Source organism: Enterobacter sp. UNJFSC 003, from assembly GCF_036903355.1.
GTDB lineage: Bacteria > Pseudomonadota > Gammaproteobacteria > Enterobacterales > Enterobacteriaceae > Enterobacter.
Map to the genome: position 1 here is coordinate 79,883 of NZ_JBAKHK010000009.1, position 14,130 is coordinate 94,012.

The window sequence follows — 14,130 nt, forward strand, 5'->3', positions numbered from 1 at the left end:
ACCCGCGGGCGCTCAGGCGCCCGCCTTATCAGGAGATCCTCATGTTTGATTTACTCCTGCGCCGTGCGCGCCTCACCGACGATACCCTGACCGATATCGCCATTCAGGATGGGAAGATCGCGTCGCTGGGCGAGATTGACGCTCCCGCGCATAAAACGGTTGAGCTTAACGGCGAAGTCTTTGTGAGCGCTGGCTGGATTGACTCACACGTCCACTGTTACCCCAATTCCCCGATTTATCACGACGAACCGGACAGCGTCGGCATTGCGACTGGCGTCACCTCCGTGGTAGATGCGGGCAGTACCGGGGCCGACGACGTAGATGACTTCTACGAGATGACCCGCAAAGCCTCAACCGAGGTGTTTGCCCTGCTGAATATCTCCCGCGTGGGGCTGATTGCGCAGAACGAACTGGCCAATCTGGCCAACATCGACGCCGACGCGGTCAAACAGGCGGTGAAGCGTCACCCTGATTTTATCGTCGGCCTGAAGGCGCGCATGAGCAGCAGCGTGGTCGGTGAGAACGGTATTACGCCGCTGGCGCGCGCGAAAGCCATTCAGGAAGAGAATGGCGATTTGCCGCTGATGGTCCACATCGGCAACAACCCGCCGAACCTCGACGAAATCGCCGAACTGCTGAGCTCGGGCGACATCATTACCCACTGCTATAACGGCAAGCCAAACCGTATTTTGACGCCGTCCGGCGAACTGCGCGCCTCCATCACCTCTGCCCTGAAGCGCGGCGTGCGTCTGGACGTTGGCCACGGCACGGCGAGCTTCAGCTTTGAGGTGGCGAAACGCGCCATCGCGATGGGCATTCTGCCGCACACCATCAGCTCGGATATTTACTGCCGCAACCGCATCAACGGCCCGGTGGGCTCGCTGGCGAGCGTGATGTCGAAGTTTCTCGCCATCGGCATGTCATTGCCGCAGGTGATTGAGTGCGTCACCGCGAACGCCGCCGATGGTCTGCGCCTGACGCGTAAAGGCCGCATTCAGCCGGGTCTCGACGCTGACCTGACGCTGTTCACGGTTAAACGTCAGCCGACGCTGCTGACGGATGCAGAAAACGACAGCCTGCAGGCTGAACACATTCTGGTGCCGCTTGCCGCGATCCGCGCGGGCAAGGGCTACATGACCGAACAAGGGAGCACGGAACATGCCTTCGATTTATGAGAAGTACAACTTAAAGCAAGTCATCAACACCTCTGGCCGCATGACGGCGCTGGGCGTCTCCACGCCGCGCCCGGAAGTGGTACAGGCGGCGATGGACGGCATGAATCACTATTTTGAAATGAAGGATCTGGTCAATAAAACCGGGGAATACATTGCGAAGCTGCTGGATGTGGAAGGGGCGACGGTGGTCTCCTGCGCATCGGCCGGTATCGCCCAGTCCGTGGCGGCGGTGCTGGTCAAAGATAGCGACTGGCTGCTGGAAAACCTGCACGTGACCCCTATTGAGAACAACGAAATCGTCCTGCCGAAAGGCCATAACGTTAACTTCGGCGCGCCGGTGGGCACCATGGTGGCGCTGGGCGGCGGTAAGCTGGTGGAAGCGGGCTACGCCAATGAATGCTCCGCCGATCAGCTGGCGGCGGCAATTACTCCACGCACCGCGGCGATCCTCTACATTAAGTCTCACCACTGCGTGCAAAAAAGTATGCTCAGCGTAGAGCAGGCGGCAGTGGTCGCGCGCAAGCACGATCTGCCCCTGATCGTTGACGCGGCAGCGGAAGAAGATCTGCATACCTACTACCGATCCGGAGCCGATCTGGTGATCTACAGCGGCGCGAAGGCGATCGAAGGGCCCACCAGCGGCCTGGTGATCGGCAAAACTCAGTACGTCGAGTGGGTGAAGCGCCAGACGGCGGGGATTGGTCGCGCGATGAAGGTGGGTAAAGAGGGCATTCTTGGCCTGACCTGCGCCATCGAATATTACCTTACCGCGACCAAGGAGAGCGGTGCAGAGATGGTGGCGAAGATGACGCCGTTTATCGACGCGCTCAACACCCTGAATGGCGTCACCGCGCGCGTGGTCTGGGACAGCGCCGGTCGCGATATCGCCCGTACCGAGATTAAATTTGACGAAGCGACCACCGGCGTCGGCACCGGCGAGCTGGTGAACGCGCTCAAGCAGGGCGAATACGCCATTTACTTCCGTGGCTACAAGGCCAACGAAGGGATTATCGAAGCGGACGTGCGCAGCGTAAACGCAGACCAGCTGAACATCGTGTATCGCCGCATTAGCGAAGTATTAGGACAGGAGAAAAAAGCATGAAACTGACCCCCAACTTTTACCGTGACCGCGTCTGCCTGAACGTGCTGGCAGGCTCGAAAGCCAACGCCAGCGCCATTTACGAGGCGGCGGAAGGCCATGTGCTGGTGGGCGTGCTCTCCAAAAATTACCCGGATGTGGCGAGCGCGGTGGCCGATATGCGCGAATACGCCGCCCTGATTGATAACGCGCTCTCCGTAGGCCTTGGTGCGGGCGATCCGAACCAGTCCGCGATGGTGAGCGAAATTTCCCGCCAGGTACAGCCGCAGCACGTTAACCAGGTCTTTACCGGCGTGGCAACCAGCCGCGCGCTGCTGGGGCAGAACGAATCGGTCGTCAATGGCCTGGTTTCCCCAACCGGCACCGTCGGGAGGGTGAAAATCTCCACCGGCCCGCTGAGCAGCGCGGCGCCGGACGGTATCGTGCCCGTTGAAACCGCCATTGCCCTGCTGAAAGATTTCGGCGGCAGCTCAATCAAATACTTCCCGATGGGCGGCCTCAAGTGCCGTGACGAGTATAAAGCAGTGGCGGAAGCCTGCGCCCGTCACGACTTCTGGCTGGAGCCAACCGGCGGCATCGATCTGGAAAATTATGAAGAGATCCTGCAGATCGCTCTGGACGCGGGCGTGAGCAAAATCATCCCGCATATTTACAGCTCGATTATCGACAAAGCCAGCGGCGATACGCGCCCGGAAGATGTGCGCACGCTGCTTGAAATGACGAAGAAACGCGTGAAGTCATAAACGTTAAAGGAGCCACCATGCACACCCGTAACCTGCTTGTCGCTTCACTCTCTTTACTTGCTGCCTCAGCAGCCGCCCAGACGCAGTTCGCCTGGGTGGGGACCTACAACCCCAACGGTGAAGGGCTGTACCGTTTTACCGTCGACCCGCAAACGGGCGCGCTTGGCAATAAAACGCGGGTGAGTGAACTTCCCAACGCTGCCCAGCTGACGGTCTCGCACGACGGCAAAACGCTGTATGTGGCAAGCGAACTGGAGCAGGGCGTGGTGCAGGCGCTCCGGGTGGATAATCACGGTGAGCTGAGCGTGCTTAACCAGGTGTCCTCCGGCGGGGCCGGGCCGGTTTATCTTTCGCTGACGCCAAATGGCCAGCACCTGCTAGTGGCCAACTACGTCAGCGGGTCGATTGCCGTATTACCGGTCAAGGCAGACGGCAGCCTGGGTGACGCCACGGATCAGCACCAGGATCAGGGTGAGCCGGGCGCAGCAAAACCGGAAGCCGCTGCGGAGGGCAGCTTTGCCATCAGCGACCACAACGGCCCTCACGCGCACATGATCGCCGCCGATCCGAGCGGGAAATACGTGTTTTCCACCGATCTGGGGCTGGATCGCATCTACCAGTACCGCTTTGACGATCGAACAGGCAAGCTGACGCCGAACGATCCGCCGTTTATCCGCGCCTCTTCAAACGGTGCCGGGCCGCGCCACTTCGTTTTTACGCCAAAGGGGGATGCCCTGTGGCTGATTAACGAAGAGGCGTCTACGCTGACCCACTATACCGTTGAGGCAAACGGCACCCTGAAAGAGGGCAAGACGCTCTCCGCGCTGCCAACAGGTTACAAAGGCACCAGTTTTGCTGCCGGACTCGCATTAAGCGCCGATGGCAAGCAGCTGTATGTGGCTAACCGTTTGCATAACAGCATCGGGCACTTTACCGTAACGGCAGAGGGCACGCTGACGCATCAGGACGATGTGTGGACGCGGGGGGATTACCCGCGCACCCTGACGCTGGATAAACAGGGGCGTTGGCTGTACGTCATGAACCAGCGCAGCGACAACATCACCCGTTTTCGCGTGGCGCAGGACGGTAAGCTGAACTTCGAGCCAGACTACACCCCGGTCGGCAGTCCATCCCAGATGGTCATTTCACCCTAAGCTGTAAGAGGACAACCCCGTGCGATTCCCGAACCAACGTTTAGCGCAACTTTTCGATCTGTTGCAAAACGAGACGCTGCCGCAGGACGAGCTGGCGCAGCGGCTGTCGGTCTCCACGCGAACTGTCCGGGCTGATATCACCGCCCTGAACGCGCTGCTGGCAAGCCACGGCGCGCAGTTTATCCTGAGCCGAGGGAATGGCTATCAGCTTAAAATTGACGATGCCGAGCGCTATCAGCAGCTGCAGGCATCGCATCCTCGGGCGCTGCGTATTCCTCGTACGGGGCCAGAACGCGTGCACTATCTGGTGGTCCGTTTTCTCACCTCGGCGTTTTCCCTCAAGCTGGAAGACTTGGCGGACGAGTGGTTTGTCAGCCGCGCCACGCTGCAAAGCGACATGGCGGAAGTGCGCGAGTGGTTTCACCGCTACCACCTGACGCTGGAAACCCGCCCGCGCCACGGCATGAAGCTGTTTGGCAGCGAGATGGCCACCCGCGCCTGTCTGACCGACCTGCTCTGGGAGCTCGCGCAGCAGGACAGCCTGAACCCGCTGGTCACGGACGTTGCGCTCAATGCAGGCGTTGCTGAACAGATGGTGCCCGTGCTGCACGACGCGCTGACCCGCCATCACATCCGCCTGACCGATGAAGGCGAGCTGTTCCTGCGTCTGTACTGCGCGGTGTCGGTGCGTCGTATCAGTGAAGGTTATCCGCTGCCGGAATTCCACGCGGAAGATGTGGAAGAGAACGTGCGTGAAGCGGCAAAAGATATTGCTGTAACCGTCCAGCAGCTGGCGGGCAAAGCGCTTTCACCTTCTGAAGAGAGCTGGCTGTGCGTGCACATTGCAGCGCGGCAAATCCAGGAGATTGCTCCCAGCGCGATCAATGCCGACGACGATGAAACGCTGGTAAATTACATCCTGCGCTACATCAACACCCACTATAACTACAACCTGCTCAGCGACGAGCAGCTGCATGCGGATCTGCTCACGCACATCAAAACCATGATCACCCGCGTGCGGTATCAAATCATGATCCCCAATCCGCTGCTGGATAACATCAAGCAACACTACCCGATGGCGTGGGATATGACCCTGGCGGCGGTGTCGAGCTGGGGCAAATACACGCCGTACGTCATCAGCGAAAACGAGATTGGCTTCCTGGTGCTGCACATTGGCGTTGGGCTGGAGCGCCACTACAACATTGGCTATCAGCGCCAGCCGCGCGTGCTGCTGGTGTGCGATGCGGGTAACGCGATGGTGCGAATGATCGAAGCGGTGCTGCAGCGCAAATATCCACAGATTGAGGTGGCGCGTACCCTCACCCTGCGCGAGTACGAGCTGGCAGACGCGATTGCCGAAGACTTTGTTATCTCCACCGCCCGCGTGAGTGAAAAGTCGAAGCCGGTGGTGATGATTGCGCCGTTCCCTACCGACTACCAGCTTGAGCAGATCGGCAAGCTGGTGCTGGTTGACCGCACCCGTCCGTGGATGCTCGATAAATACTTCGACGCGACCCACTTTCGTATTCTCGACAAATCCGTTGACCAGCAAACGCTGTTCCGCGAGCTGTGCGCGCAGCTTGAGGGCGAAGGCTTTGTTGGCGCGGAGTTTCTGGATTCGGTCGTCGAGCGTGAAGCCATCGTCAGCACCATGCTCGGTGACGGCATCGCGTTGCCGCACTCCCTCGGCCTGCTGGCGCAGAAAACCGTGGTCTATACGGTGCTCGCGCCTCACGGCATTCCGTGGGGAGACGAAACCGCGCACGTCATTTTCCTGCTGGCCATCAGCAAAAGCGAATACGAAGAGGCGATGGCGATCTACGATATCTTCGTCACCTTCCTGCGCGAACGGGCGATGACGCGACTCTGTAGCTGCGGTGATTTTGCCGAGTTTAAGGCGGTGGCGATGGAGAGTTTGAGCCGGTTTTGAGAGGCGTTATCCAGAATTCGATGTAATGCGAATGTAATGCTAAAATGCATTACATATTCGTTTCTACTGGAGGCATAATGGCCACGCTTAACGTCCGTCTGGATGATAAACTCAAAAACGAGGCTTACGCCGTGCTGGAAAAACTCAACATCACCCCTACGGAAGCGGTACGATTACTGTTTCAGTACGTAGCTGAAACAGGGCGCATGCCCGTGAAAACGGTCACGATTAGTGACAGCGAAGATGCGCTGATACAGACGGTCCGGGAGCGGCTGGCTAATCCGCAAAAGGGCGTTAAGGTTAGTCTGGATGACTTATGAACTGGCATTTGACCCGAGGGCGTTAAAGGGAATGATAGTGAAAAAAAGAGAAAGCAGCCGTTTATCATGATGCAAACAAACGGCTCTAATGCTCACCGCAAATGATGCACAACCTGGTTGCTGCTGCCGCGCCAGATTAGCGCCGGGTCTTTTAAATCCTGCACGAACTTGCCGTCGACCAGCACGTTAATCAGATCCACCACTTCCCTTTGCTGCGCGTTCAGTTCATCCAGCTTATATCCCGTCCACACCCAGATATCTTTTCCCGCACATTCGCGGCGAATGCGTTTTACCAGCTTCAGAATATCCGGCACGTTTTGCGGGTGCAGGGGGTCGCCACCGGAGAGCGAAACCCCCTGGCGGTGAATGCGGGTGTCGTTCAGGTCGTTGACGATCCGGTCTTCCATCTCGGCGGTAAACGGCATGCCGGAATTGAGACGCCAGGTGCTTTTGTTGTAGCAGCCAGGGCATTCATGAACGCAGCCTGAGACAAACAGGGTGCAGCGGGTGCCGGGGCCGTTGACGATGTCGACGGGATAGTACTGGTGATATCGCATAGAAAATGTCCAGAGAATGTGTGCGCGCTGATGCCCTCACCCCGGCCCTCTCCCACAGGGAGAGGGGGGAGAACCCGGTGAAGAACTCAACCGATCTGCCCATTCCCCAAATGCTTCACGCGGCGCTTCACCTCTTCTTGCTTACCGGCGTTAAACGGACGCGCATCCGGGCTGCCGAGATAGCCGCACACGCGGCGGGTGACGGAGACGCGAGCGGCATCATGGTTGCCGCATTTCGGGCAGGTAAAGCCTTTGCTGGTGCACTCAAACTCACCGGTAAAACCGCACTCATAGCACTCGTCGATTGGCGTGTTGGTTCCGTAATACGGCACGTGCTGGTAGCTGTAATCCCACACGTCTTCCAGCGCTTTCAGGTTGTGCTGGATATTCGGGTATTCGCCGTAGCAAATAAAGCCGCCGTTGGCGATTGGGGGATACGCCGCTTCAAAGTCAATCTTGTCGTACGGGTTCACCTTCTTCTCGACATCGAGGTGGAAACTGTTGGTGTAGTAACCTTTATCGGTTACCCCTTCCACAATGCCAAACTCGGCGGTATCCAGACGGCAGAAGCGATCGCACAGGTTTTCGCTCGGCGTGCTGTACAGGCTGAAGCCGTAGCCGGTTTCATTCTTCCACTGGTCAACGGCATCACGCAGGCGCTGAACGATCGCGACGCCTTTTTCACGCAGGGCTTCGCTGTCATAGACATGCTTATCGCCAAACAACGCATTGATGGTTTCGTGAATGCCGATATAGCCCAGCGAAATAGACGCACGGCCGTTTTTGAAGATCTCTGAAACGTCATCGTCTGCCTTCAGACGCACGCCGCAGGCCCCTTCCATATAGAGGATAGGGGCGACGCGGGCTTTCACCCCTTCCAGACGCGCGATACGGGTCATCAGCGCTTTCCGCGCCAGCTGCAGACGTTCATCCAGCAGCGCCCAGAAGGCTGCTTCATTGCCTTTGGCCTCCAGCGCAATGCGCGGCAGGTTGAGGCTGATAACGCCGAGGTTATTACGCCCGTCGTGGATCTGCTCACCGTTTTCATCTTCGTACACGCCGAGGAAGCTGCGGCAGCCCATTGGGGTTTTAAACGAGCCGGTCACTTTGACTACCTGGTCGTAGTTCAGAATGTCTGGATACATGCGCTTGCTCGCACACTCCAGCGCCAGCTGTTTGATGTCGTAGTTCGGATCGCCAAACTTGTGGTTCAGGCCGTCGCGGATGGCGAACACCAGTTTCGGGAACACCGCGGTTTTGCGGTTTTTGCCCAGGCCCGAGATACGGTTACGCAGAATGGACTGCTGAATCAGACGCGACTCCCAGCTGGTGCCAAGACCAAAACCGAAGGTCACAAACGGCGTCTGGCCGTTAGCCGTGTGCAGCGTGTTTACCTCATATTCCAGCGACTGGAAGGCGTCGTAGCACTCTTTTTCGGTGCGGGAGCGGGCATAGCCGTCGGCGTCCGGGATATGCCACTCTTCTGCGGTTTTGCGATGTTTGTTGAAGCTCTCGGTCACGAACGGGGCCAGCACTTCATCTATGCGATTAATGGTGGTGCCGCCGTAAATGTGGCTCGCCACCTGGGCGATAATCTGGGCGGTGACCGCGGTCGCCGTGGAGATCGATTTCGGCGGTTCAATCTCGGCGTTACCCATTTTAAAACCGTGGGTCAGCATACCTTTCAGGTCGATCAGCATGCAGTTGAACATCGGGAAGAACGGCGAATAGTCGAGATCGTGGTAGTGGATCTCTCCGCGCTCGTGCGCAGACACCACGTCGCGCGGCAGCAGATGCTGGCGCGCATAATGTTTGGCGACAATACCGGCCAGCAGGTCGCGCTGGGTCGGGATGACCTTACTGTCTTTATTGGCGTTTTCGTTGAGCAGGGAAGAGTTGGTCTGCTCCACCAGGCCGCGAATTTCCTGGTTCAGGCGACCGCGCTTCTCACGTTGAACGTCACGATCGTGGCGGTACTCAATATAGGCGCGTGCCAGCTGCTTATAGGGGCCAGACATCAGCTGGTTCTCAACCGCGGTCTGGATATCGTTGATATCCACCTGACTGCGCGCGTTCATCTGGCTGCTAACGACTTCTGCGACGGTGGCGCAGTAATCTGCGTCATCGACTCCCGCTGCTTTAGCTGCACGCAGAATGGCTTCTTTGATGCGCTCTGATTTAAACGGCACTTTACAGCCATCTCGTTTCATCACATGCGGTGTCATGATCACTCCATTTTAAAAACAGGTTATCCACAGAGGTGGAGAAGTATTCACCGGACTTATTGCCAACCAGGCCAGCGACTTCCCTCGTTCCCAACGCCTGTTATCCACAATTCAAGGAAGGCGGGTCGCCGTCTTGTTGTAGGAATAATAGACGATAAATACAATATATTGGGTCGGCGTGCATTTTAAGTGCTACATATAGTGATTTGCATCAAACATGTTTGCGATTTTTTTGATTCAGAACAAAGTAAAAAGACGAGAGTACAAACGGCGGGCGCTTCAGCGTTTGTAAATTAGGGCTGGAAAAATCTGATTAATTATTCAACAAAAACAGTAAAATAAACCGGGCGCAGGAACGCGCCCGGCAGGATGATTACGACTGTAACCACCAGATGGCTTCAAACGGACGCAGCGCCGTTTCGTGTGGTGAAGGGTAGTTGCTCATGACCACCTCCCACTCGCCGCTGAGGAGGTCTATCTGACACGCCTGAGACGCGTTGCTCAGGTTCGCCACCACGACCAGGGTTTGCCCCTGCCAACGGCGGCGATAGCACCACAAGGAAGGGTGTTCAGGCAGTAAATCCTCATAATCGCCCCACGTCAGCACCGGCAGGGTTTTACGCAGGCGAATCAGGGATTGATAGGCGTAGAACACCGAGTCCGGGTCATCAAGCGCAGCACGGGCGTTGACGATTTCGTAGTTATCGCAGACGCCAATCCAGGGGTCGCCCTCGCTGAAGCCCGCATTGTGTGAGGCATCCCACTGCATCGGCGTGCGGCCGTTGTCGCGAGACTTGCTCGCCAGAATCGCCAGTAATTCATCCGGATCGCGACCGTTTGCCCGCAGTTCGGCGAACATGTTCAGGCTTTCTACGTCGCGGTAATCAGTAATGCGGCTGAAGTGCGGGTTGGTCATGCCGATCTCTTCGCCCTGATAGATATACGGCGTGCCCTGCATCCCGTGCAGCACCATGCCGAGCATCTTCGCCGCCGGCACGCGATATTCCCCTTCGTCGCCAAAGCGCGAAACAATGCGCGGCTGGTCGTGGTTACACCAGAACAGCGCGTTCCACGCTTTGTTGTGCATCCCCTGCTGCCAGTGGGTAAACAGGGTTTTCAGCGCCACGAAGTCCGGTTTCGCCCGGGTCCATTTTTCGCCACCCGGATAATCGACCTTCAGGTGGTGGAAGTTAAAGGTCATTGACAGCTCGCGCCCGTCGAGTGCGGCATACTGCTGGCAGTTTTCCAGCGAGGTCGACGACATCTCGCCCACCGTCATCAGATTGCGCGGCGTAAACACGTCGCGACTCATCTCCTGCAAGTATTCGTGAACGCGCGGTCCGTCGGTGTAGAAGCGGCGACCGTCGCCGATCGTGTCGTCCGGGAACGTCTGGTCTTTCGAGATCAGGTTAATCACGTCGAGGCGTAAACCGTCCACGCCGCGATCGGCCCAGAATTCGCACACCTTTTTCAGCTCGGCACGCACGTCAGGGTTTTCCCAGTTGAGATCCGCCTGCTCGGGGGCAAACAGGTGCAGGTAATATTGCTCGCTCTCCGCGTGCCAGCGCCAGGCGTTGCCGCCAAACTTGGAGCGCCAGTTATTGGGCAGCGCATCCGGCGTGCCGTCGCGCCAGATGTAGAACTGGCGGTACGGGCTCGCTTTGTTCAGCGACTCGCGGAACCAGGCGTGCTGCGTCGACGTGTGGTTAAACACCATATCCAGCACGATGCGGATGCCGCGTTCGTGCGCCTGAGCCACCAGCTCGTCGAAGTCATCCAGCGTACCGTAGGCCGGGTCGATGGCGGTGTAATTCGCCACGTCGTAGCCGTTATCCACCTGCGGTGAGATATAAAACGGCGTCAGCCAGATGGCGTCAATGCCGAGCGTTTTCAGGTAGTCCAGTCGCTGGGTCACGCCGCGTAAATCGCCGGTGCCGCGCCCGGTGGTGTCCTGGAAGCTCTTTGGGTAAATCTGATAGATGACGCCGTTCTGCCACCAGTGAGGGAGGGTATTCATAATGCGTTCCTGCAAATGCGAAGGGGCGCAACTGCGCCCCGAAAGATGAAGTTAAACAATCTGCAGCGTGCCCTGACGGAACTTACGCTGATAAATCACGGTAGTGAGCGCCATGGGGACAATAATCGCGACCGCCATTGCCAGGGCAAACACCTGCCAGAAAGCGGGCTGGATGGAGAGGATACCCGGCAGGCCGCCAACGCCAATTCCGTTCGCCATCACGCCGTTCAGGCCGCACAGCAGGCCTGCCAGACCGGAACCGATCATCGCGCAGAGCATGGGGAAACGGTATTTCAGGTTGATGCCGTACATGGCCGGTTCGGTGACGCCGAGGTAAGCGGAGATGGCTGCCGGAACGGAGATCTCACGCTCGTTATGCTTACGGCTGACGATGATGATGCCGGTGACCGCCGACGCCTGCGCAATATTAGACAGCGCGATGATAGGCCAGACCGGCGTGCCGCCGAGGCTCTGGATCATCTGCATATCAATCGCCAGCGTGGTCTGGTGCACGCCGGTGATCACCAGCGGGGCGTACAGGAAGCCAAACAGCGCGGCACCAATCGGCGCGAAGCTGCCGGTCATCAGGTGACGGACCGCGAAGGCCACGCCGTCGCCAATCATGCGGCCAAACGGACCAATAAACGCATGCGCCAGGAACACCGCCAGAATCAGCGAACAGACCGGCACTACTACCAGATAAAGGTAATCCGGCACGATGCGCTTCAAGCGGGTTTCAATAAAGCCCAGCGCCAGACCGGCCAGCAGTGCCGGAATGACCTGCGCCTGATAGCCCACTTTGGCGATGGTAAACAGGCCGAAGTTCCACACTTCCGGCACTTGCTGACCAAGTAAGTAAGCGTTCATTAACTGTGGAGAGACCAGCGTCACGCCCAGCACGATACCCAGAATCGGCGTACCGCCCATCTTGCGCACCGCAGACCAGCAAATCCCGACCGGCAGGTAGAAGAAGATGGCTTCGCCAATCAGCCACAGGAAATCATAGATGCTTTGCAGCGCGGGATACATCTGCGCCAGGGTTTTGCCGTCGCTCATCGGCACATCGCCAATGACGTTACGGAAACCTAAAATTAAGCCCCCGCTGATCAGCGCTGGCAGCAGCGGGAAGAAGATCTCCGCAAAGTGAGAGATCAGCTGCTCGTGCCACTTCATATTCTGGCGTGCGGCTTTCTTCGCCTGCTCTTTATCGGCAGAAGAGTGCCCGGTTGTCGCCAGCAGAGCTTGATAGTAATCGCCCACTTCGGTACCAATCACCACCTGGAATTGCCCGGCGTTGGTGAAGCAGCCTTTTACCATTTTCAGTTCTTCAATGGCTTTCGGATTGGCCTTGGCCGGATCGTTCAACACGAAGCGCAGGCGGGTAATACAGTGGCTGACGGTCGCGATGTTTTCGCGTCCGCCCACCAGGACGATCAGCTGATCGATATCGGCTTGTTTGACTTTACTCATCATGAAACCTCATGACTGATGGATAGGGGTAATGACCTGAGCGCAAGCCTACTCCTTCAGCGTGACGGCGAAAATGGGAACGTTCCCGAAATCAGGCGACGATCACAATAATCCGTTTAACGGGGGTTACGAAAGATGGGCGGGAATAACGATCTGACGCGGCTCAGCGCGCCCGTTGATCTGCTCGATCAGCTGCGCGGCGGCCTGCCTGCCGGACTCGGCGTAGCCTGGGTCGACGGTGATAATTTCCGGGTGCAAAAACTTCATCAGCGGCGTACTGCCCACGCTCGCTACCTGCAGGTTATCGATGCGTTGTTCCTGAATATATTTACTCGCGCCCAGCGCCAGGGTGTCCGTAGCGCAGACCAGCGCGGTAGTTTGCAGGGTCAATACGCTGGCGACCTGCTCATAACCCTGCTTCATGCCCAGCCCCGGAAGGGAGGCCACGGCGGGCAGGTTATGCTTTTTACAAAACGCCAGGTACGCCTCGTGACGGCGCTTGCCGGTGGTCACGTCCACGTGCGGAACGCCCAGATAGCTAATGTGACGATGGCCATCATCGTACAGACGCTGCATCAGGGTAATAATGGCTCCTTCGTCGTCGTAGCAGACGGAGGCAAAACCGCTGGCATCGCGCGCCAGCAGAACCAGAGACGGCTGCCAGGGTTTCAGCATCTCCTCTTTAATGCCGGTAAAGCCAAACAGCACCACGCCATCAATGTTGCGGCGCTGGAGCATACCCAGATGTTCTTCAACCAGCTGCGGCGAGAACTGACTCTCCATCATGATCGGGTCATAGCCCTGCTCGTAAAAGGCGGGGAGCATGGTCTGAACGGCGAGATTTTCTGAAAGGGAATCCAGGCGCGACACGATAATGGCGACCACTTTATCACTCTGTCCACGCATGGCGCGGGCGGAGCGGGAAGGGGAGAAACCGTGCTGATTCATTACCGCCTCAACGCGCTCGCGCGTGCGCTCGCTAACCCCGCTTTCGTTGTTCAGCACGCGCGAGACGGTGGATTTCCCCACGCCGCTTAAACGCGCGATGTCTTTAATCGTAAGGCGGTTCTGCATGCTGTATTCCCTGTAACAACGATAATATGGTCAATTGAGCCTAACGCCGTAGCGTGATTTCGCTATGGGCAAAGTCTGGTTTACGTTCGGTTTATTTGCGTGGGGTTATAATACCGCCCGAAGCACCGCTAAGGGTACGCTTAAATCCTTATACTGCTCGGCGAAACCTGACTTTTTACTTACCGGAGGCAACATGGATCCCGATCCCACACCTCTCCTCAACGGGAGAATGCATTCTATCCGGTAAGCCAGCCTGTTGCTGACTCACCGGTGATGTGAGGCAGCAACGTCATAAACGTTCCTGCTTGAAAATTTGAGTGCCTCTCAGGTACGGCTTTGCCACGCCTGAAGGTAATGCTGCATCCG

General features: G+C 57.7%; 11 protein-coding genes. 6 read left to right on the forward strand and 5 right to left on the reverse strand.

Going from position 1 to position 14,130, the window contains the following annotated elements; translation table 11 throughout:
• The first annotated feature begins 41 nt into the window (after positions 1–41).
• The 6 genes from V5P19_RS18335 (at position 42) to V5P19_RS18360 (ending at position 6,421) form a co-directional block, all read left to right on the forward strand.
• On the forward strand, positions 42–1,175 hold the full coding sequence (locus tag V5P19_RS18335) for an amidohydrolase/deacetylase family metallohydrolase (RefSeq protein ID WP_334406157.1): 1,134 nt from the start codon (positions 42–44) through the stop codon (positions 1,173–1,175).
• Positions 1,159–2,277, forward strand: a complete 1,119-nt coding sequence (locus V5P19_RS18340) for a DgaE family pyridoxal phosphate-dependent ammonia lyase (RefSeq protein WP_334406159.1) — start codon at positions 1,159–1,161, stop codon at positions 2,275–2,277. The genes V5P19_RS18335 and V5P19_RS18340 overlap by 17 nt, the downstream gene beginning before the upstream one ends.
• The gene (locus V5P19_RS18345) at positions 2,274–3,017 is read left to right on the forward strand and encodes a KDGP aldolase family protein (RefSeq protein ID WP_334406161.1); all 744 of its coding nucleotides are present in this window, start codon (positions 2,274–2,276) and stop codon (positions 3,015–3,017) included. Before V5P19_RS18340 ends, V5P19_RS18345 begins: the two co-directional genes overlap by 4 nt.
• A 17-nt stretch (positions 3,018–3,034) precedes the next feature.
• The gene (locus V5P19_RS18350) at positions 3,035–4,171 is read left to right on the forward strand and encodes a lactonase family protein (protein ID WP_334406162.1); all 1,137 of its coding nucleotides are present in this window, start codon (positions 3,035–3,037) and stop codon (positions 4,169–4,171) included.
• Between the two features lie 19 nt (positions 4,172–4,190).
• On the forward strand, positions 4,191–6,101 hold the full coding sequence (locus V5P19_RS18355; RefSeq protein WP_334406164.1) for a PRD domain-containing protein: 1,911 nt from the start codon (positions 4,191–4,193) through the stop codon (positions 6,099–6,101).
• A gap of 77 nt (positions 6,102–6,178) precedes the next feature.
• Positions 6,179–6,421, forward strand: coding sequence for a type II toxin-antitoxin system RelB/DinJ family antitoxin (locus V5P19_RS18360; RefSeq protein WP_025759087.1), 243 nt, complete (start codon positions 6,179–6,181; stop codon positions 6,419–6,421).
• A gap of 92 nt (positions 6,422–6,513) precedes the next feature.
• On the opposite strand, the gene nrdG is transcribed toward V5P19_RS18360, so the two are convergent.
• The 5 genes from nrdG to treR form a co-directional block, all read right to left on the reverse strand.
• Positions 6,514–6,978 carry an anaerobic ribonucleoside-triphosphate reductase-activating protein gene (nrdG, locus tag V5P19_RS18365; protein ID WP_334406170.1) on the reverse strand — a complete coding sequence of 155 codons (465 nt, stop codon included), beginning with the start codon at positions 6,976–6,978 and terminating at the stop codon, positions 6,514–6,516.
• Between the two features lie 86 nt (positions 6,979–7,064).
• Entirely contained in the window at positions 7,065–9,203 is a 2,139-nt protein-coding gene (gene nrdD, locus V5P19_RS18370) for an anaerobic ribonucleoside-triphosphate reductase (RefSeq protein WP_334406172.1), read from the reverse strand.
• 373 nt (positions 9,204–9,576) lie between these two features.
• Positions 9,577–11,220 carry an alpha,alpha-phosphotrehalase gene (treC, locus tag V5P19_RS18375; protein WP_334406174.1) on the reverse strand — a complete coding sequence of 548 codons (1,644 nt, stop codon included), beginning with the start codon at positions 11,218–11,220 and terminating at the stop codon, positions 9,577–9,579.
• 51 nt (positions 11,221–11,271) lie between these two features.
• Positions 11,272–12,690, reverse strand: coding sequence for a PTS trehalose transporter subunit IIBC (gene treB / locus V5P19_RS18380; protein WP_334406213.1), 1,419 nt, complete (start codon positions 12,688–12,690; stop codon positions 11,272–11,274).
• Positions 12,691–12,816: 126 nt separating this feature from the next.
• Complete coding sequence (gene treR, locus V5P19_RS18385; RefSeq protein WP_334406176.1) at positions 12,817–13,764, reverse strand: trehalose operon repressor TreR; 948 nt, start codon at positions 13,762–13,764, stop codon at positions 12,817–12,819.
• Between the last annotated feature and the right edge of the window lie 366 nt (positions 13,765–14,130).